This is a genomic window from Streptomyces sp. E-08, assembly GCF_049913095.1.
Taxonomy (GTDB): Bacteria; Actinomycetota; Actinomycetes; order Streptomycetales; family Streptomycetaceae; genus Streptomyces.
The window spans coordinates 3,887,408-3,905,706 of the sequence record NZ_CP183971.1 but is presented as its reverse complement, the minus strand read 5'-3'; the positions used below and the strand labels follow the sequence as shown (position 1 = coordinate 3,905,706).

At 72.6% G+C, this 18,299-nt stretch carries 20 protein-coding genes; 16 read left to right on the top strand and 4 right to left on the bottom strand.

Features of this window, described 5'->3' with window-relative positions:
* The first annotated feature begins 150 nt into the window (after positions 1 to 150).
* From ACN9MM_RS17805 to ACN9MM_RS17775, 7 genes are all read left to right on the top strand, one after another.
* Complete coding sequence (locus ACN9MM_RS17805; protein WP_426364540.1) at positions 151 to 2,238, top strand: FUSC family protein; 2,088 nt, start codon at positions 151 to 153, stop codon at positions 2,236 to 2,238.
* Between the two features lie 119 nt (positions 2,239 to 2,357).
* Positions 2,358 to 2,936, top strand: a complete 579-nt coding sequence (locus tag ACN9MM_RS17800; protein WP_426364539.1) for a hypothetical protein — start codon at positions 2,358 to 2,360, stop codon at positions 2,934 to 2,936.
* A 95-nt stretch (positions 2,937 to 3,031) separates the two neighbouring features.
* On the top strand, positions 3,032 to 3,589 hold the full coding sequence (locus tag ACN9MM_RS17795) for a SigE family RNA polymerase sigma factor (protein WP_426364538.1): 558 nt from the start codon (positions 3,032 to 3,034) through the stop codon (positions 3,587 to 3,589).
* Positions 3,586 to 4,338, top strand: coding sequence for a hypothetical protein (locus ACN9MM_RS17790; protein WP_426364537.1), 753 nt, complete (start codon positions 3,586 to 3,588; stop codon positions 4,336 to 4,338). The genes ACN9MM_RS17795 and ACN9MM_RS17790 overlap by 4 nt, the downstream gene beginning before the upstream one ends.
* Before the next feature lie 75 nt (positions 4,339 to 4,413).
* Entirely contained in the window at positions 4,414 to 4,578 is a 165-nt protein-coding gene (gene rpmG / locus ACN9MM_RS17785; RefSeq protein WP_030694602.1) for a 50S ribosomal protein L33, read from the top strand.
* 5 nt (positions 4,579 to 4,583) lie between these two features.
* Positions 4,584 to 4,838 carry a type B 50S ribosomal protein L31 gene (locus ACN9MM_RS17780; protein ID WP_426364536.1) on the top strand — a complete coding sequence of 85 codons (255 nt, stop codon included), beginning with the start codon at positions 4,584 to 4,586 and terminating at the stop codon, positions 4,836 to 4,838.
* A gap of 269 nt (positions 4,839 to 5,107) precedes the next feature.
* Positions 5,108 to 5,320, top strand: a complete 213-nt coding sequence (locus ACN9MM_RS17775; RefSeq protein WP_030219358.1) for a DUF397 domain-containing protein — start codon at positions 5,108 to 5,110, stop codon at positions 5,318 to 5,320.
* 75 nt (positions 5,321 to 5,395) lie between these two features.
* Here the strand turns inward: ACN9MM_RS17775 and ACN9MM_RS17770 are convergent, their stop codons facing one another.
* The gene (locus ACN9MM_RS17770; RefSeq protein ID WP_383691007.1) at positions 5,396 to 5,893 is read right to left on the bottom strand and encodes an ATP-binding protein; all 498 of its coding nucleotides are present in this window, start codon (positions 5,891 to 5,893) and stop codon (positions 5,396 to 5,398) included.
* A 340-nt stretch (positions 5,894 to 6,233) separates the two neighbouring features.
* Here ACN9MM_RS17770 and ACN9MM_RS17765 point away from each other — a divergent pair, with 340 nt between their 5' ends.
* From ACN9MM_RS17765 to ACN9MM_RS17735, 7 genes are all read left to right on the top strand, one after another.
* Positions 6,234 to 7,106, top strand: a complete 873-nt coding sequence (locus ACN9MM_RS17765; protein WP_426364535.1) for a helix-turn-helix domain-containing protein — start codon at positions 6,234 to 6,236, stop codon at positions 7,104 to 7,106.
* Between the two features lie 62 nt (positions 7,107 to 7,168).
* A complete protein-coding gene (locus ACN9MM_RS17760) occupies positions 7,169 to 8,626 on the top strand; it encodes an aldehyde dehydrogenase family protein (RefSeq protein WP_426364534.1) in 1,458 nt (485 codons plus the stop codon).
* An 88-nt stretch (positions 8,627 to 8,714) separates the two neighbouring features.
* On the top strand, positions 8,715 to 9,257 hold the full coding sequence (locus ACN9MM_RS17755; RefSeq protein WP_426364533.1) for a DinB family protein: 543 nt from the start codon (positions 8,715 to 8,717) through the stop codon (positions 9,255 to 9,257).
* 23 nt (positions 9,258 to 9,280) lie between these two features.
* Positions 9,281 to 9,895 carry a PadR family transcriptional regulator gene (locus tag ACN9MM_RS17750; protein WP_426364532.1) on the top strand — a complete coding sequence of 205 codons (615 nt, stop codon included), beginning with the start codon at positions 9,281 to 9,283 and terminating at the stop codon, positions 9,893 to 9,895.
* 99 nt (positions 9,896 to 9,994) lie between these two features.
* On the top strand, positions 9,995 to 10,945 hold the full coding sequence (locus ACN9MM_RS17745) for an ATP-binding cassette domain-containing protein (protein ID WP_426364531.1): 951 nt from the start codon (positions 9,995 to 9,997) through the stop codon (positions 10,943 to 10,945).
* Positions 10,942 to 11,724: an ABC transporter permease gene (locus ACN9MM_RS17740; RefSeq protein ID WP_426364530.1), complete on the top strand. Its 783-nt coding sequence runs from the start codon at positions 10,942 to 10,944 to the stop codon at positions 11,722 to 11,724. Before ACN9MM_RS17745 ends, ACN9MM_RS17740 begins: the two co-directional genes overlap by 4 nt.
* 262 nt (positions 11,725 to 11,986) lie before the next feature.
* On the top strand, positions 11,987 to 13,048 hold the full coding sequence (locus ACN9MM_RS17735) for an exo-alpha-sialidase (protein ID WP_426364529.1): 1,062 nt from the start codon (positions 11,987 to 11,989) through the stop codon (positions 13,046 to 13,048).
* Between the two features lie 144 nt (positions 13,049 to 13,192).
* Here ACN9MM_RS17735 and ACN9MM_RS17730 read toward each other — a convergent pair whose 3' ends face one another.
* Entirely contained in the window at positions 13,193 to 14,467 is a 1,275-nt protein-coding gene (locus tag ACN9MM_RS17730) for an ion channel protein (RefSeq protein WP_426364528.1), read from the bottom strand.
* 148 nt (positions 14,468 to 14,615) lie between these two features.
* Between ACN9MM_RS17730 and ACN9MM_RS17725 the strand changes: the two genes are divergently transcribed.
* On the top strand, positions 14,616 to 15,377 hold the full coding sequence (locus ACN9MM_RS17725; protein ID WP_426364527.1) for a MerR family transcriptional regulator: 762 nt from the start codon (positions 14,616 to 14,618) through the stop codon (positions 15,375 to 15,377).
* Positions 15,378 to 15,395: 18 nt separating this feature from the next.
* On the opposite strand, the gene ACN9MM_RS17720 is transcribed toward ACN9MM_RS17725, so the two are convergent.
* Positions 15,396 to 15,764, bottom strand: a complete 369-nt coding sequence (locus ACN9MM_RS17720; RefSeq protein WP_382869482.1) for a YbjQ family protein — start codon at positions 15,762 to 15,764, stop codon at positions 15,396 to 15,398.
* Between the two features lie 152 nt (positions 15,765 to 15,916).
* On the opposite strand from ACN9MM_RS17720, the gene ACN9MM_RS17715 reads away from it, so the two are divergent.
* Positions 15,917 to 16,618, top strand: coding sequence for a DedA family protein (locus tag ACN9MM_RS17715; protein WP_426364526.1), 702 nt, complete (start codon positions 15,917 to 15,919; stop codon positions 16,616 to 16,618).
* A 16-nt stretch (positions 16,619 to 16,634) separates the two neighbouring features.
* Here ACN9MM_RS17715 and ACN9MM_RS17710 read toward each other — a convergent pair whose 3' ends face one another.
* Entirely contained in the window at positions 16,635 to 18,287 is a 1,653-nt protein-coding gene (locus ACN9MM_RS17710; RefSeq protein ID WP_426364525.1) for a threonine/serine exporter family protein, read from the bottom strand.
* Positions 18,288 to 18,299 lie beyond the last annotated feature (12 nt).

The following is an 18,299-nucleotide window of genomic DNA, read 5'->3' as shown; positions in this document are numbered from 1 at the left end:
CCCGGTCATGTGGACGCCGCCCCGCGGGGGCCCGGCGCCGACAGGCCCGCCCGGTCACGTGGACGCCGCCCCGCGGGGGCCCGGCGCCGACAGGCCCGCCCCGGTAGGTGAAATGACCGGTTCGTGGGGGTTCGCGGATACGCTCTGCTCATGAGCTGGCTCCGGGCGCTGAAGGAGACCGCCCGCTCCGGACTCAGTGTCGAGCGGCGGCGGCTCGAACCCGTCATCGCCGCCCGCGGAGCCCTCGGCCTCGCCCTCGTCGTCGGGTTCTCCCTCGCCCTCTTCGGCCCCGCCGTCGCCGCCTCCTCCGCGTTCGGCGCCTTCCAGGCGGCCATCGCCACCTTCCAGCGTTCCTGGCGGCCCAGGCCCACCCTCGCCCTCGCCTCCGGCGCGAGCCTCGCCGTGTCCACCTTCCTCGGCTATCTCACCGGGGCCCACACCGTCCTCTTCCTCGCCCTGCTGCTCCTCTGGACGTTCCTGTCGGGTCTCGCCTGGGCCGCAGGCCCGACCGCCGGCATCATCGCCTCCTCCAACGTGGCGATCATGCTGGTGACGGTCACCCTGCCGACCTCCGTCGCCACCGCCGCCGGCCACGCCGCCGTGATCTTCGCGGGCGGTGTCGTCCAGGCCGCCCTCGTCGTCCTCCTCCCTGTCCGCCGCTGGGGCGCCCAGCGCGACGCCCTCGCGGACGCGCTGGCCGCGGAGGCGGACTACGCCCGGCGCCTCCGCCACGACCCGGTCGCCCCGTTCGACCCCGTCCCGCTCATGACGGCCCGCAACGCCGCCGCCGTGACGCCCCGCCAGGCCCGGACCCGCCCGGCGGAGCTGCACGGCGCGCGCGGCCTCGCGGAACGCATCCGTCCCGTCCTGGCCTCGCTCGCGGACCCGGCCGTCGGCGTCCCGGAGGAGGGACCCGAGCGGGCCCGGGTGCGGGAGCTGCTCGGCGCGGCGGGGGAGGTCCTGGACGCCGCGGCGCACGCGATCCGGCACGGCGAACCGGTCACCCTGCCTCCGCCCGCGCTCGCCGCCCTCCGCACCCCGGACACCGGCGCGATCCTCAGGGGCCCGTCCCGCCGGGCGGCCCTGCGTCTGGCGGCGCTGCTCGGCGACGTGGTGGAGACGGCGGAGCCGCGTACGGAGCCGACGGAGGTGCGTACGGAGCCGACGGGGGCGGAACACGGTCCGCACCGGCCCCGCCCCACCCTCGTCGGCCTCGCGCCCGTCGTCCTCGCGAAGGTGCGCGCCGAGCTGCGCCCCGACTCCCCGGTCCTGCGGCACGCCGTCCGCGTCTCCGCCGTCACGGCCGCGGGCTATCTCCTCGGCGGCCGGCTCCCCTTCGGTCACGGCTACTGGGCGCCGATGGCCTCGGTGATGGTGATGCGCCCGGACTTCTCGCAGACGTACGCGCGCGCGGTGGCGCGCTTCGGCGGCACCCTGGTCGGCGTGGCGCTCGCGACGGCGGTCGTGCAGTCGGCGCACCCGGGCGCGTACCTCTCCGCCGCGCTCGCGGTGGTGTGCGCCTTCGGGATGTACCTGTTGATGCGGACGGGGTACGCGGCCGCCCAGGTCTTCGTCTCCGCGTACGTCGTCTTCCTGCTGGGCATGGCCGGCGCGGGCCTGGGCCAGACCGTGCGGGACCGGGTGCTGCTGACCCTGCTCGGCGGGCTCCTCGCGATGCTGTCGTACGCCGTCTACCCGGCCTGGGAGACGCCCCGCCTTCGCGGCCGGCTCGCGGACTGGCTGGCGGCGGTCGGCGCGTACGCGGCGGTCGTCAGCGCCCGGTACGCGGATCCGGCCGGGCCGGCCAGCCCCGACGTACGGGAGGCGCTCCTGAGGACCCGCACGGCCCGGGTGGCCTGGCAGGAGGCGGTGGCCCGGGCGACCCACGAACCGGTGCGGCACCGGGGGCTCTCGCACGCGGCGGTGGAGCAGGCCGAGCACGCGCTCGCGGAGTTCGGCCGGGTGGCGATGCTCCTGGAGGCGCACCTGCCGGAGCGCGGCGCACCGCCCGTGCCCGCCGCCGCTGCCCTCGCCGAGTCCCTGCGCCGGTCGACGGAGCGGGGCGCGAAGGAGGTGCGGGAGCGCAGGGAGCCGCACTGGGACGACCTGCGCGAGACGGTCACCGCCTGGTCCGCGGCACCACCCGATCACTTCCTGCTCGCCAAGGGCGCCGTCCTGCTCCTGGGCTGCCTGGAGGAGCTGACGACGGCCCTGACGGAGTCGAGGCGGCGCCGCTGACGACGTGCGTGCCGCGCCACGGATTTCGACGGCGTGTCATCCGGCGGCGCACGAGGAGGAGTTGAAAGGGACGGGGAACGCGAACGGTCGTGTTCCCACGAGATCCCAGGAGCAACCGGATGAAGAAGTACCTGCTCGCGGCCGCCGGCGTCGTGGCCGCCGCGTTGATCGCGGCACCGTCGGCCGTGGGCGCGGCCGGGGCCCCCGCCACGCCGGCCGCCGCGCCCGCCCCGGCGAAGGCCTCCGCCGCCGCCCATGTCGCACCCGCCGCCGCGGCTCAGGCCCCGGCCCGGATCCGTACCGTCCGCTCCGGCGAGCGGGTCGACGCCGGACAGGGCTACACCGTGTGGCTGACGGAAGACGGCAAGCACTGGGCGGACCCGGACGGTTTCGAGAACTTCCGCAGCGTCGTCGACGGCAACATCGACCGCTCGCAGCCCGGCGTCAGCCACCAGAGCGAGGGCGGCCCGGCGGGCGCGTTCCACTCGGGCCTGTTCTACGGGACGAAGAAGGCGGGCCGCGTCGAACTGACCGACGCCGAGGGCCACAAGACCGTCGCCACGCTCGTCGCCCTGCCGGGACACCCCGACTGGGGTGTCTGGTACACCCACACGGGAGCGTCCAAGAGCAGCCCGTCCGTCGCGCTCTACGACCGTGCGGGCAAGCGTCTGGCCGACCTGCCGGGCCGCACGTTCTGACCCGGCGAACGCCCAGGCGTTCGCCACCGCGTGGGGCCCGTCACGGGGCGGGCCCCACCCCTTCGAACCCCCCACAGATCGCGAGGTCCGACACCGTGCCGCAGGAGTCCGCCACCGAGGACGACGGCTTCGCCGAGTTCGCCGTCGCCGCCTGGCCCCGGCTGGTGCGCACGGCGCAGCTCCTGACCGGGGACTTCCACGAGGCCGAGGACCTGGTGCAGACGACGCTGGCCAAGGTCTACGGGCGCTGGCGGCGGGTTCCCCGCGCCGAGATCGACCTCTACGTGCGCCGCGCGCTGATCAACAACAACCTGAGCAGGATCCGCCGGAAGCGCGTCGTCCACCTCCTGACGCCGGTCCTGCCGGAGCCGCTCCGCCACACCTCGGCGGGCCACGCGGAGGCGGTCGAGGAACGTACGGCGCTCCTCGCCGCCCTCGCGGACCTCACCGCCCGCCAGCGTGCCGTGATGGTGCTCCGCTACTGGGAGGACCTGACGGAGCCGCAGATCGCGAGCGTGCTCGGCTGTTCGCTCGGCACGGTCAAGTCGCACGCCCGGCGCGGCCTCGCGGCCCTGCGCGCCCATCCCCGGCTCGCCGGCGTCCCGGCCGCGCCCGTACCCTCCCTCCCCCTCTCCTCCGGAGCCCGACGATGAACTCCACACCCCTGCCGGAGCCCGGCCCGTCCGCGTCCGGCCCGTCCGCGTCGGATCCGTTTGCGTCATGCCCGTCCGCGTCCGGTCCTGCCGACGGCGACGTCCGGGCCGCCTTCGCGCGCGCGGCTCTCGACGTCACCCCGGGGCCGGTGCCGCTGGCCGCCGTGCGGCGCGCGGGCCGGGCGCGGCGGCGGCGCCGGACGGCGGGCCTTGCGGCGCTCTCGGTGCTCGGGGCGGCGACGGCCGTGGCGGCGGTCGTCGCCCTCGTCCCCGTACGGTCGTCCCCGCCGGAGCCCGCGCGCGTGGCCGCCCCGCCGACTGCCGTCCGGACCACGCGGGCCCCGGACCCGATCCGTACCGTCCGCTCCGGCGAGCGGGTGGCAGGCGGGCAGGGATACACGGTGTGGCTGACGGAGGAGGGCAAGCACTGGAAGGACCCGGACGGCCTGGAGAACTTCCGGGGCGTGTCCGACGGCAACATCGACCGGGCGCAGCCCGGCGTCACCTACCAGAGCGAGGGCGGTCCGGCGGGCGCCTTCCACTCGGGGCTCTACTACGGGACGCGCTCGGCGGGCCGCGTCGAACTGACCGGTTCCGGGGGGCGCACCGTCCGCGCCACCCTGCTCGAACTGCCGGGCCGTCCGGGCTGGGGCGTCTGGTACGCGCGCACCGGTCCGGGCGGCGGCGCGATCACCACCGTCACGCTCTACGACCGCGCGGGCGTACGCCTGGCGGCCCTGGGGGACTGAGGGGCGCGCGCCGCCCCGTACCCCACCCTCGAAAGTTGTTGGCAATGGGATTCATTTTCGTTTACCCTCCGCGGTATGGCACGCAACGAGCTCCGCCCCGTCGTCAAGCTCCGGTCCACCGCCGGCACCGGATTCACCTACGTCACCCGCAAGAACCGCCGCAACGACCCCGACCGCCTCGCCCTGCGCAAGTTCGACCCGGTCGCCGGCCGGCACGTCGACTTCCGAGAGGAGCGCTGACCCCCATGAAGCCCGCCATCCACCCCACGTACGAGCCCGTCGTCTTCCGCGACAAGGCCGGCGGCTTCGCCTTCCTCACCCGCTCCACGCTCAGCAGCGAGAAGACGGTGGAGTGGGAGGACGGCCGCACCTATCCCGTCGTCGACGTCGAGATCTCCTCGGCGAGCCACCCCTTCTACACGGGCACCGCGCGCGTGCTGGACACGGCCGGTCGCGTCGAGCGCTTCGAGAAGCGCTACGGACGGCGCGAGGCGCCCTGACGCTCTCCGTCGCGTCACCACCCGCAGGCCCTTCCGCGCCGGCCGGCCGTACGCCGCGCCGGAGGGCCTGACCTCCGGTGATGGCCCGTCAGGCGGATTTCTACCCACCGGTAGAACTCTCTGTCGCGTAGTCGCTACGCCACCCCTTGTGCACGTGCATCTGCTCATGCATCGGCATATGAACACAGCTATGATCCGAGGAAGTTGACACCTGCACCAAGCAACTCGGGGAGCTACCAGTGCATCATGCGCATCACGCGTACAACGGCATGGCGGCCACGGAGCTGCGAGGAGTCGTGTGGCAGAAGAGCCGGCACAGCAACTCCCAGGGATCCTGCGTGGAGTTCGCGAAGCTGCCGGGGGGCAACGTCGCCGTACGGAACTCGCGCCACCCCGACGGGCCCGCGCTCGTCTACACGCCAGCGGAGATCGAGGCGCTTCTGCTGGGTGTCAAGGACGGAGAGTTCGACCACCTCGTGTGACGACACCTGAGACGCGAGAAGGGCCCCGACGGTTGCCGTCGGGGCCCTTCTCCTGTCTTCGGCGCTTCTTCGGCGCTACTCCGGTCCGATCCGGAACAGCGCCCACACCACCTTGCCCTGGAGCGTCCCGGCGAGCGGGTGCCAGCCCCAGCTGTCGCTGAACGAGTCCACCAGGAACAGACCCCGCCCCGACTCGGCGGCGAAGTCCTCCTCGCCGCCGCGCGCCTCCGGGCTCTCGCGGCTGGGGTCGCGCACGGCGCACACCAGGCGCGAGGCCCAGCGCATCAGATGCAGCCGGACCGGTGGGTTCTGGCCTTCCTCCTGGGGCGCGTCGGCGGGCACCGCGTGACGCAGCGCGTTCGTGACGAGCTCGGAGACGACCAGGGCCACGTCGTCGAAACGCTCCGACAGTTCCCAGCGGTCGAGCGTGGTGCTGGTGAACTTGCGGGCCCCGCGCACGGCTTCGTACCGGGCGGGCAGGGCGCAGGAGGCGGAGGTGGAGACGGCGCCGGGATCGATCGGCGGCAGGCCCTGCCGTAACGGCTCGAGCACGGTCGATCCATTCGTCCCCATGCGAGGCACTCCCGGGAATCGCGACTGTGGTGCGACAACACGACAACACGAACGAGTACGCGGCTGCGCGGGCCCCATGGTTCCGAATGCGCCCACTGGATGCAAGGGCAGATGCACGTGCACGCGCCGGACCTGTCCGTCCACGTGCCGAATCTATGCATAAGTCGTCCACACGATGAGGCGAACTTCCCCGGATCGGCACGCACTGTGCCCGTGATGTGCGCGCCGATGCCCGGAAGTCGCCGCCTTTCCGTAATCGAATGTGTACGCGCTGAAGCGTTTGATGGCAGAATCCGGGGCTCGACGGGGGCTCGACACCGTAAAGGGGAGGCGAAGAGCCGTGACCGCAGGCGAATCGAGCGGAGCGAGCGGGAGCGTGGTGCGGCGCATCCTGCTGGGCTCCCAGCTGAGGCGGCTGCGCGAGTCGCGCGGGATCACCCGCGAGGCGGCCGGGTATTCCATCCGCGCGTCCGAATCCAAGATCAGCCGTATGGAGTTGGGACGGGTGAGCTTCAAGGCCAGGGACGTCGAGGATCTGCTCACCCTCTACGGGGTCGGGGACGAGGCCGAGCGCGGCGCGCTCCTCGGACTCGCCCGCGAGGCGAACGTCGCCGGGTGGTGGCACAGCTTCGGCGACGTCCTGCCGGGCTGGTTCCAGACGTACATCGGTCTGGAAGGCGCCGCCTCCCTCATCCGCGTCTACGAAGTGCAGTTCGTCCACGGCCTGTTGCAGACCGAGGCCTATGCCCAGGCCGTCGTCACCCGGGGCATGCCCGACGCCCCGCGCGCCGAGATCGACCGCCGCGTCGCCCTGCGCCTGGAGCGCCAGAAGGTCCTCGTCTCCGAGCGCGCCCCGCAGTTCCACGCCGTCCTCGACGAGGCCGCGCTGCGCCGCCCCTACGGCGACCGGTCGGTCATGCAGGGGCAGTTGAGGCACCTCATCGAGATCTCCGAGCACCCGGGCGTCACGCTCCAGATCATGCCCTTCAGCTTCGGCGGTCATGCCGGCGAGAGCGGCGCCTTCACGATGCTGAGCTTCCCCGAGTCCGACCTCTCCGACATCGTCTACCTCGAACAGCTCACCAGCGCCCTCTACCTCGACAAGCGCGAGGAGGTCTCCCAGTACCAGCGGGTTATGGAGAAGCTCCAGAAGGACGGGCCGGATCCGGCCGAAAGCCGGGACCTTCTCCGAGGCCTCCTTCAACTCTCCTGATACATCAGTACGATGACGCCACATCAGTCGCACTGCAGGTAGCGGGTAGAGGGGTCTCCACCATGTCGCACTTCACCGACCTGGCCCACCAGTACATCGACGGCGAGTGGAAGCCCGGCAGCGGTTCGTGGGACATCATCGACTTCAACCCGTACACCGGGGAGAAGCTCGCCTCGATCACCGTCGCCACCGCGGGTGAGGTCGACCGCGCCTACCGGGCCGCCGAGCGCGCCCAGACCGCGTGGGCCGAGACCAACCCGTACACCCGTCGGCTCGTCTTCGAGCGCGCGCTGCGGATCGTCGAGGACCGCGAGGAGGAGATCGCCGAGACGATCGTCGCCGAGCTGGGCGGCACCCGCCTCAAGGCGGCCTTCGAGCTGCACCTCGCCAAGGAGTTCCTGCGCGAGGCGGTCCAGCTGGCGCTGCGCCCGGAGGGCCGCATCCTGCCCTCGCCGGTCGACGGCAAGGAGAACCGCGTCTACCGCGTCCCGGTCGGCGTCGTCGGTGTCATCTCTCCCTTCAACTTCCCCTTCCTCCTCTCCATCAAGTCGGTCGCGCCCGCGCTCGCGCTCGGCAACGCCGTCGTCCTCAAGCCGCACCAGAACACCCCGATCTGCGGCGGCACGCTGGTCGCGAAGGTCCTGGAGGAGGCCGGTCTGCCGGCCGGCCTGCTCAACGTCGTCGTCACCGACATCGCCGAGATCGGCGACGCGCTCCTGACCCACCCGGTCCCGAAGGTCATCTCCTTCACCGGCTCCGACAAGGTCGGCCGGCACGTCGCCACGGTCTGCGCACAGAACTTCAAGCACGCCGTCCTCGAACTCGGCGGCAACAGCGCCCTGATCGTCCTCGACGACGCCGACATCGACTACGCGGTGGACGCGGCCGTCTTCAGCCGCTTCGTGCACCAGGGCCAGGTCTGCATGGCCGCCAACCGCATCCTGGTGGACCGCACCCTGGAGGAGGAGTTCACCGAGAAGTTCGTGGCGAAGGTGAAGACCCTGCGCGTCGGCGACCCGGCCGACCCCGCCACCCACATCGGCCCCCTCATCAACTCCCAGCAGGCGGAGGCCGTCTCCTCGGTCGTCGACCAGACGGTCGCGGCCGGCGCGACGGCGCTGCTCCACGGCACGGTCGACGGCAACCTCGTCTCCCCGTCCGTCCTCACCGGCATCGCCGCCGACTCCCCGGTCCTGAGCCAGGAGATCTTCGGCCCGGTCGCCCTGATCGTCCCCTTCGACGGCGAGGAGGAGGCCGTACGGATCGCCAACGACACCCCGTACGGGCTCAGCGGCGCCGTCCACACCGGGGACGTCGAGCGGGGCGTGCGGGTCGCCAAGCGCATCCACACCGGCATGATCCACATCAACGACGGCACCGTGCACGACGAGCCGATCGTGCCCTTCGGCGGCGAGAAGCACTCGGGCGTCGGGCGGCTCAACGGCGAGGCGATGGTGGACTCCTTCACCACCCAGAAGTGGATCTCGATCCAGCACGGCCGCAGCCGCTTCCCGTTCTGATCCGGACCTACTTGCGGACAGAAGATGTCCGCAAGGGTCCGTAGCGTGGTGGTTGTCGGAGAAGCTACAGCTACGTAAGGCGGAGATCATGGTTGCCCTTGTTCCCACGGAGGCCCACGGCGACGAGCGCGGCGCGTTCCTGAACTTCATCGAGGTCCAGCGCGCCGCGGTCCGCCGCTCGCTCCTCGGCCTCACCGAGGAGCAGGCGGCGAGCCGCCCCAGCGCCAGCGAGCTCAGCCTCTCCGGGCTGGCCAAGCACGTCGCCGAGGTCGAGCTCGGCTGGCTCCGGATGGCCCAGGAGCAGCCGAACGAGCGGCAGCGCACGGAGGAGACCTGGGGCGACGCCTTCCGGCTCGTGGACGACGAGACGATCCCCGGCATCCTCGCGTTCTGGGATGACGTCGCGAAGGAGACCGAGGCCTTCGTCCGCTCGGCGCCGAGCCTGGACGACACCTTCCCGCTGCCGACCGCGCCGTGGTTCCCGAAGGACGGGCGCGTGTCGGTGCGCTGGATGCTCCTGCACCTGGTGCAGGAGATGGGCCGGCACGCGGGCCACGCGGACATCGTCCGCGAGTCCCTGGACGGCAAGGGCTCCTTCGACCTGATCGCGGAGGAGAAGGCCCTCGCCTAGTCAAGGCTGACTAGCATCGAGGCATGTCAGCGATCCGACTTCTCGTCCTGGGCGCGGTCAAGCAGCACGGCCGCGCCCACGGCTACCAGGTGCGCAACGACCTGGAGTACTGGGGCGCGCACGAGTGGTCCCACGCCAAGCCCGGCTCGATCTACCACGCGCTGAAGCAGATGGCCAAGCAGGGACTGCTGCACGCGCACGAGGTCGCGCCGAGCGCCGTGGGCGGCCCGCCGCGCGTCGAGTACGAGCTGACGGAGCGCGGTACGGAGGAGTACTTCGCGCTGCTGCGCGAGTCGCTGACCACGTACGACCAGAAGATGGACGTCCTGTCGGCGGCCATCGGCTTCATGGTGGACCTGCCCCGCGAGGAGGCCGCGGAGCTGCTGCGCCGGCGGGTGCGGGCGCTCGACGAGTGGCGGGCGGCGGTCACGGGGTACTACACGCCGGAGGGCGGCCCGGAGCAGCTCGGGCATATCGGCGAGATCATGCACATGTGGGTCCACTCGGCGGACGCCGGCAAGGAGTGGACGCTCGGCCTGATCGAGCGGATCGAGGGCGGGGCGTACGTGTTCGCGGGCGAGGGCGACCCGTTCGTGGGGGTGCTCGCGGAGGGCGAGGAGAACCCGTACGCGAGCTAATCAAGTTTGATTAATGCCTGGGTGGGGCATACCGTCCTTCGTCATCGGCAACTGGTCAAATTTGATTACGGCGACTACGGGTTTTTAGGGAGGAAACGGATGGCATTGGAAGCGGTCCTCGTGGAGGGCGCGCGGAAGCGGTACGGGGAGAAGAACGCCCTGGACGGGCTCGACCTGGCCGTCGGGCAGGGGACCGTCCACGGCCTGCTCGGCCCCAACGGCGCGGGCAAGACCACGACCGTACGGATCCTGGCCACCCTGCTGCGGCACGACGAGGGCCTCGTGCGGGTCGCGGGCCACGACGTACGGACCGGAGCCCGGGAGGTACGGCGGCGGATCGGGCTGCTCGGACAGCACGCCGCCCTCGACGAGGAGCTGGGCGGCCGGCAGAACCTGGAGATGTTCGGCAGGCTCCACCACCTGGGCGCCCGGGGCGCCGGAGCGCGGGCCGACGAGCTCCTGGAGCGCTTCGGCCTCGCGGACACCGGCCGCAAGCCCGTCCGGCAGTACAGCGGCGGCATGCGGCGGCGGCTCGACCTGGCGGCCTCGCTGATCACCGAGCCCGAGGTGCTCTTCCTCGACGAGCCGACCACCGGACTCGACCCACGCGGGCGCATGGAGGTCTGGGACTCGGTGCGTTCGCTGGTCGGCGGGGGCACGACCGTCCTGCTCACCACGCAGTACCTGGAGGAGGCCGACCGGCTCGCCGACCGGATCTCGGTCGTGGACCGGGGGAGGGTCGTCGCCGACGGCACGCCCGACGGGCTCAAGGCGCGCGTGGGCGCCGACCGCATCGACGTGGTCGTCCGGGACGCGGCACGGCTCGACGAGGCGGCCGGGCTGCTGCCCGTGCCGCGGGCCGAGGTGGGCGTGGACGCCGAAGGGCGGCGGATCAGCGCACCGGTCAGGGACCGGATGGTCACGCTCGCCGAGACCGTCCGGGCGCTCGGCGAGGCCGGCATCGAGGCGGAGGACATCGCCCTGCGCCGGCCGACCCTGGACGAGGTGTTCCTGCACCTGACGGCGCACTCGAAGGAGGTCGCGGTATGAGCGCGACGCACGCGACGCAGGCGACGCACGTGGTGGGTGACTGCTGGACCATGACCCGGCGGGAACTCGCCCACTGGGCGCGGCAGCCGGTGCAGGTCCTCGTCGGGCTCGTCTTCCCGGTGATGATGCTGCTGATGTTCGGCTACCTGGCCGGCGGCGGGCGGACCGTCGAGGGCGACTACGTCGACTACCTGGTGCCGGGGATGCTCACCCTGACCATGGTGTTCGGCCTCGAAGGCACCATGACGGCGGTGACACGGGACCTCGACAAGGGCGTGATCGACCGGTTCCGGTCCCTGCCGATGGCCGACGGGGCGGTGCTCGTGGGGCGGGCGGCCGCCGACATGCTCCAGTCGGCGGTGGGGCTGCTCGTGATGGTCGGCGTGGGGTACGCGATCGGCTGGCGCGCGGACGGCGGCCCCGCGGCCGCCCTCGGGGCGCTGGGGCTGCTGCTCCTGCTGCGCTTCGCGATGCTGTGGATCGGGATCTTCCTGGCCCTGGTCGCGGGGCGGGCGGAGCTGGTGCAGGCCGTGCAGATCCTGGTCTGGCCGGTGGGCTTCCTCTCCAACGCCTTCGCCTCGCCGGACTCGATGCCGGGCTGGCTCGGCACGGTCGTGGAGTGGAACCCGATGTCGGCCACCGCGACGGCGGTGCGTGACCTCTTCGGCAATCCGGGAGGGGAGCCGGGGTACGTCACGGCGGCCGTGGTGTGGCCGCTGGTGCTCCTGGTGCTGTTCTTCCCACTGGCGGTACGGAAGTTCGGGCGGCTCGGGAAGTAGCGGCGCGGAAGTGGGAACCCGGGGGCGGCGAGCGGTGTATTGAGAGCAGCGGTTCACCGCGGACCGCCCGAGGGGCAAGGGGGATCGAGCGATGCGCAGGCTCGGGGGAGCGACCGGCGCCGTCGTGGCGCTGGTGTTGGCGGTTGTGTTGTCGGTGGTGTTGAGCGGGTGTACGGGGACGGGGTCCGATCCCGGCGGTGCGGGCGCGGGCTCGGCGGGGTCGGGTTCCGGCGGCTCGGGGGCCTTCGGGGCGCCGCCGCGGGTGCCGTCCGCGCCGGGGCTGCCCGGCTGGGCGTACGGTCTGGGGTTCGCGCGGGACGGCAGCGGATTCGCGCTGCTCGCCGCGTGCGTGAGCGAACCGACGGCGCCGGAGAGCGGTTTCTGCCGCCACCACGTGGCGGTGCGGGACGCGGGGGCGGAGGAGTGGGTGCTGCGGCGCTCCCCGCTGCCGGAGACACCGGAGACGCAAGGGGTCTCGGCGAGCCTGCTGGTGCTCGGTCCCGGCCGGGCGCTGGTCGAGGAGGGCGCCACGGGGCCCGGCGGGCGGACCTGGTTCACCCGGGACGGCGGCCGGAGCTGGCGCGCGGGTGACCGGCGCACGGTCGGGACGGTCCCGGAGATACCCGCCGGGGCGGTGCTCACCACCGACTGCGCCGCCCCGGCGGGGGCCCTGCCCGACGCGTGCCGGCGGGAGCGGCTCGTGGTGGTCTCGCCGCGGGACGGGCGTCGCCGGGCGCTCGCCCGGATGCCGCTGCTCGGGGCGCACCCCCGGCCGGCGGAGCAGCCGGAGCCCGACGGGTCCTGGTGGGTCTCGGGCACGGACCCGCTCTCCGGCCGGCCCGCGGTCGCCGTCTCCCGGGACGGGGGCCGGGGGTGGACGGTGGCGCGGCTGCCGAGCCCCGTGACGGGGCCCGCGCGGTACACGGCGGTGGCGGTGGGCCGGGACGCGGTCTACGCGGCGGAGATGGGGGAGCTGACGGGCGGTGACCCCGTGAAGAACGGGATGCGGGCGCTGCACCGTTCGGTGGACGGGGGCAGGAGCTGGCAGCGGATGTGGACCACGGGACCGGTCGGGGAGCCGCGCACTCTGATGGGGCTGCCGGTGCCGGGGCCCGGTGGGCGGGTGGAGATCGCCGGGGAGCTGTCGGGGTACGGGAGCGCGGACGGCGGCCGTGCCTTCGTGGACCTGAAGGACGGCACCCACTACGTCCGCCGCACCCCGCTGGGCCTGCTGCGGGAGGGGTCCCGCTGCCGGTACGCGCTGACGGCGGACGGGGTGCGGTGGTCGGAGTTCCGGCTCGCCTGCGGGGAGGAGGAGTCCTGAGGTTCCGGCTCGCCCGTGGAGGCGAGGAGTCCTGAGGTTCCGGCTCGCCCGTGGAGGCGAGGAGTCCTGAGGTTCCGGCTCGCCCGTGGAGGCGAGGAGTCCTGAGGCCCGCTCGGGGCGGGGGATCGGGCCCCGTCGTGGGGGTCAGTGCTGGGAGTGGCCCTCGTGGTCGAGTTCGAGCTGGGGACGGCCGGTGACGATCAGCCAGGCCGGGAGGGAGGCGAGGCAGAGCACGGCGAGCATCGTCGGGGAGGAGGCGAGGACGGCGCCGGTGAAGAGGCTGATCCAGCCCTGCCGGGTGGTGGCGAGCAGGATGCCGAGGACGGCGGCGGAGACGGCGACGGCCGGCGGGATCTCGGGGACGAGGGCCTGTGCGGACAGGCCGAAGGCGGCGCCGATGAAGACGGCGGGAAAGATCCGGCCTCCCGGGAACCCGCAGGAGGAGGCGACGAGCAGGGCGAGGATCTTGACCAGGGCCATCTTCATCAGCTCGCCCGACGACCAGGTGCCGATGCCGGCGGTGAGGTCCTTGGTCTCGGCCAGGCCCTTGAAGAGGGTCAGGTGGCCACCGAGGACGCCGAGGAGACCGAGGGTGAGGCCGCCCAGCGGAAGCATCACCAGGGGGTGCCGCAGGCGCCGGAAGGCGCCGTGGACGTACGGGAAGAGGTAGCAGGCGACGAGGCCGAGGACGGCCGCGAGGGAGGCGATCACCAAGGCGGCGAGGAGGTCGCCGAAGCCGGGGTCGTCCAGCGGCGGGAGGCCGACGTCGAAGCTGGGCTCGGCGAGGAGCTGGGTGGTCAGCGCGCCGGTGCCCGCGGCGACGAGCGGGGCGAAGAGCCTGTCCCAGAGGGAGCCGGGGCCCGGCTGGTGGGTCAGGGCCTCGGAGAGCACGAGGGCGGCCGCCACCGGCGTGCCGAAGAGGGCGCCGATGGTGGCGGCCGAGGCGAGGGCGACCCAGGCCGCGCCGGGCACGGTGGGCGCCACCTTGCGGCCGAGCCAGTAGAAGAGGGCGATGTTGGAGGCGATGATCGGGTACTCGGGGCCGAGGCTGACGCCGCCGGCCAGCACGAAGGTGGTCGCGAGCAGCAGCCCCGGCACCACGCCCACGGGCTGGGCCGGTCCGCCCAGCCCTCCTTCGGCCGGGTCCTGTCCGGCGTGTCCGGGGATCTTCCACACGATGAGGCCCACGACGATGCCCGTCGCCGTGAGCATGGTGATCATCCAGAGGGAGGAGTAGTTCCCGATGCCGAGTGCGTCCGGCAGGTTGTTCCAGAGCACGTGCTGGAACTCCTCGGCGAGGACACTGATGCCGAGGAACAGCAGGCTCGCCCCGACCCCGACGACGAGCGCGGGGAGGATCTGGGGGAGCAGGAGCCGGGCGGACGCCTCCGGGGGAGGCGGAGCATGATCGGTGGCCACCGCCCCACCATAAGTGAGCAAATGCCGCACAACACCCTGAGTGCCGCCGGTGTGGGTCCCGGAACAACGCCCGGGCCGGGACTTGCACCTCACGTCGCGTCAGGACCCAGGCTGAACGGCGTACCGACAGAGAAAGGGCGGACGGCCGATGGGCTACTCCGTAGGACAGGTGGCCGGCTTCGCCGGGGTCACGGTGCGCACCCTGCACCACTACGACGCGATCGGGCTGCTCTCGCCGGGCGGCCGCAGCACGGCGGGGCACCGCCGCTACGACGACGCGGACCTCGACCGGCTCCAGCAGATCCTGTTCTACCGGGAGCTCGGCTTCCCCCTCGAAGAGGTCGCCGTCCTCCTCGACGACCCGCACGCCGACCCGCAGGAGCACCTGCGGCGGCAGCACACGCTGCTGACCGAGCGGATCGGCGAGCTGAAGAGGATGGCGGCGGCCGTCGAGAACGCCATGGAGGCGAAGAAGATGGGCATCAACCTCACGCCCGAGGAGAAGTTCGAGGTCTTCGGGGACAAGGACCCCGAGCGGTTCGCGGAGGAGTCCGCCCGCCGCTGGGGCGGTTCCCACTCCCACGAGCAGGCCCAGGCGCGGGCCGCCGGCTACGGCAAGGAGGACTGGCAGCGGATGAAGGACGAGGTCGACGCGTGGGGCGCCGCCTACGCGGCCCTGATGGCCGGGGGCGCGGACCCCCGGTCCGAGGAGGCGATGGACCTCGCCGAGGCCCACCGCCGCCACCTCACCACCTGGTTCTTCGAGTGCCACCCGAAGGTCCACGTGGAGCTCACCGAGATGTACGTCGCCGACGAGAACTTCCACGCGTTCTACGAGTCGATCCACCCGGGCCTCCCGGAGCACCTGCGGGAGGCGGTCCGGGCGAACGCCGCCCGCCTGGCGGCCTGAGCGAGGAAACCGGCCGGTTCAGGCGCGCGGCTCGATCACCACCGCCGTGCCGTACGCGCACACCTCCGTGCCGACGTCCGCCGCTTCCGTCACGTCGAAGCGGAACATCAGCACGGCGTTCGCGCCGCGCGCCTTCGCCTGCTCCACCAGGCGCTCCATCGCCTGGTTGCGGGTCTCCACGAGGGTCTTCGTCAGGCCCTTCAGCTCACCGCCGATCATCGACTTCAGACCCGCGCCGATCTGGCTGCCCAGATGGCGGGAGCGGACGGTGAGCCCGAAGACCTCACCGATCACCTGCCGGACCTGGTAGCCCGGCACGTCGTTCGTCGTCACGACCAGCACGTCGGAGTGCGGCCCCTGGCCGCCCCCGTACTCGTCGATGCCCATCGGCATGCACCTCCTGACCCCCAAGCCTCGGGCCGGCGGGCCGGGACCGCATCCCGTGGGGACCGGGTGGAACCGGGTGGCTCCGGACCGCGTTGATAGCTTGGGGCCAGCCGTCCCCCAAGCCCCCACCGACCGCAGGAGCCCGGAACCCCGTGAACACGCTTGCCCTCGGACCGAGCTGGCTGGACCCGGACTATCTGATCGGGACCTTTGGTCTGATCGGGGTCCTCGTCATCGTCTTCGCCGAGTCCGGCCTCCTCATCGGGTTCTTCCTGCCCGGCGACTCGCTGCTCTTCACCACCGGCCTGCTGGTCACCACCGGCAAGCTGGACACGCCGCTGTGGCTGGTGTGCACCCTGGTGGTGGCGGCCGCCGTCATCGGCGACCAGGTCGGCTACCTGTTCGGCCGCAAGGTCGGCCCGTCCCTCTTCAAGCGCCCCGACTCCAAGCTCTTCAAGCAGGAGAACGTCGAGAAGGCGCACGACTTCTTCGAGAAGCACGGACCGAAGTCGCTGATCCTGGCCCGCTTCGTGCCCATCGTCCGGACGTTCACGCCGATCATCGCCGGCGTGAGCAGGATGAACTACCGCTCGTTCATCACGTTCAACGTCATCGGCGGCGTGCTGTGGGGCGCGGGCGTGACGCTGCTCGGCGCCTCCCTCGGCAAGGTCGAGTTCGTGCACAAGCACATCGAGCTGATCCTCGTCGGGATCGTCCTGATCTCCGTGGTCCCGGTCGCGATCGAGCTCCTCCGGGCCCGCTCCCACGCGAAGAAGAACCCGCCGCACAGCGACCACGACGCCCCCGGCACCCCGAACCCGCAGTCCTCCCGCGGCCGCCACGCCAAGCGGTAGGACCGGACGACAGGCCCTAGAAACCCCGGGTGCGCTTCGCCGCGCGCCGCGCCGCCGCCGCGCCCGGGGCCTGCATGAAGAGGCGGGCCAGCTCGCTCCCCAGGTTCACCCCGATCGCGATCGCCAGGGCGATCGCCGCCGCCTTCGCGAGCGAGGTGAAGCCCTGGTCCAGGTTGTTCTGGGCGATCGCGAGCACCCCGAAGTACGTCGCGGAACCGGGCAGCAGCGGCCCGATCGCCGCCGTCACGTACGGCAGCGACGAGGTGTGCTCGTAGCGGGCGATCAGCTGCCCGAAGAGCCCCACCAGACCGGCCGCCACGGCCGTCGCCATCACCGCCGAGCCCCCGGCGGTCACCGCGATCGACGCGTAGATCACCCACGCCACCCCACCGTTCAGGGTCGCGAACAGCACCGTCGCCCGCGACTGCTGCAACAGGATCGCGAAGGTCGCGCACAGCACCATCGACGCCAGGATCTGCGTCACCGGCCGCTCCACCGCCCGCAGCGTCCCCTCCGGGTTCAGCTGCGCGTCGAACTGCACCGCGACGTACAGCACCGACAGCACGCCCACCACGATCGCGACGAAGAAGTACGCGACCTCCAGGAGCCGGGCCGAGGCGGTGATGTAGAAACCGGTCAGGCCGTCCTGCACGGCCGCGACGAGCGCCCGCCCCGGGATCAGCGCGAACAGTCCACCGGTGATCACCGCCGACGGACGCAGGTCCGCGTGCAACAGCGTCAGGAGCACCCCCATCGCCGCCGGGGGCATCGCCGCCACCAGGAACTGGTAGAACTCCGGCAGCCCCTGCCCCGCGCACAGCCAGGCCAGCCGGTCCCCGAGGACCGCGCCGAGCGCCGCCACGAAGAAGACCGTCGGACCGCCGCCGAGCAGCACCGAGGCCGCACCGGCCAGAACGCCCGCAGCCGCCGTCAGGACCCACCCCGGGTACGGGTGCCGGTTGCGCCGTATCTCCGCGAGCCGCCGGTACGCCTCCTCGGGCGTCACCTCGTGCGCCTGCGCGTTGATGTCCGCGAGCAGCTGGTAGACGGCCGCGAGCCGCGTGTAGTCCGTGCCCCGGCGGCGCACGGTCCGGTTCGCCGTGATCGGGTCGTCCACCAGCGACGGCTGGTACGTGACCGACAGCAGGGTGAACGTGACCGTCGGCTCCACCCGGTCCAGGCCGTACGAGCGGCAGATCGCGAACATCGCAGCCTCGACGTCCTCCGCACCCTCCCCGCCCGCGAGCAGCAGCTCGCCGATGCGCAGGGTCAGGTCGAGCACGCGCGGCACCGACGGCCCGGACTCGTCCTCCTTGCGCGGTGCCTCCGGCACCGGCCGGTCACCCACCGGCAGCCGCAGCATCGTCCGCATCCGGTCCTGCCACGGCGCGTCCCGCGAGATCCGCACCAGCGGCACCCCGTACGCCGGGGTGAACGCGGGCGGCGAACTCTTCGCCGAGTACGTGGCGGGCGTGGCGAACGCCGACCCCTCCGGCTCCTGCGGCGGCTCCGGCGTCAGACCCGGCGGAAGCGCGAACTCGGAGGTCGCGTGCTCCTCCTCGGGGGGCGCGGGCTGCTCCACCCCGGCCGGCGGGACGAACGCGCTCCGCGCCTCGTCCGACTGCGGCTTCCGGTCCTCAGGAGCACCGTCCTCCGGCTCCGCCACCACGCTCTCCGCCTC

Coding starts and splice junctions, on each gene's coding strand:
- ACN9MM_RS17805 (WP_426364540.1), top strand. CDS start 151: ATGAGCTGGCTCCGGGCGCTGAAGGAGACCGCCCGCTCCGGACTCAGT.
- ACN9MM_RS17800 (WP_426364539.1), top strand. CDS start 2,358: ATGAAGAAGTACCTGCTCGCGGCCGCCGGCGTCGTGGCCGCCGCGTTG.
- ACN9MM_RS17790 (WP_426364537.1), top strand. CDS start 3,586: ATGAACTCCACACCCCTGCCGGAGCCCGGCCCGTCCGCGTCCGGCCCG.
- rpmG (WP_030694602.1), top strand. CDS start 4,414: ATGGCACGCAACGAGCTCCGCCCCGTCGTCAAGCTCCGGTCCACCGCC.
- ACN9MM_RS17780 (WP_426364536.1), top strand. CDS start 4,584: ATGAAGCCCGCCATCCACCCCACGTACGAGCCCGTCGTCTTCCGCGAC.
- ACN9MM_RS17775 (WP_030219358.1), top strand. CDS start 5,108: ATGGCGGCCACGGAGCTGCGAGGAGTCGTGTGGCAGAAGAGCCGGCAC.
- ACN9MM_RS17770 (WP_383691007.1), bottom strand. CDS start 5,893: ATGGGGACGAATGGATCGACCGTGCTCGAGCCGTTACGGCAGGGCCTG.
- ACN9MM_RS17760 (WP_426364534.1), top strand. CDS start 7,169: ATGTCGCACTTCACCGACCTGGCCCACCAGTACATCGACGGCGAGTGG.
- ACN9MM_RS17755 (WP_426364533.1), top strand. CDS start 8,715: ATGGTTGCCCTTGTTCCCACGGAGGCCCACGGCGACGAGCGCGGCGCG.
- ACN9MM_RS17750 (WP_426364532.1), top strand. CDS start 9,281: ATGTCAGCGATCCGACTTCTCGTCCTGGGCGCGGTCAAGCAGCACGGC.
- ACN9MM_RS17745 (WP_426364531.1), top strand. CDS start 9,995: ATGGCATTGGAAGCGGTCCTCGTGGAGGGCGCGCGGAAGCGGTACGGG.
- ACN9MM_RS17740 (WP_426364530.1), top strand. CDS start 10,942: ATGAGCGCGACGCACGCGACGCAGGCGACGCACGTGGTGGGTGACTGC.
- ACN9MM_RS17725 (WP_426364527.1), top strand. CDS start 14,616: ATGGGCTACTCCGTAGGACAGGTGGCCGGCTTCGCCGGGGTCACGGTG.
- ACN9MM_RS17720 (WP_382869482.1), bottom strand. CDS start 15,764: ATGGGCATCGACGAGTACGGGGGCGGCCAGGGGCCGCACTCCGACGTG.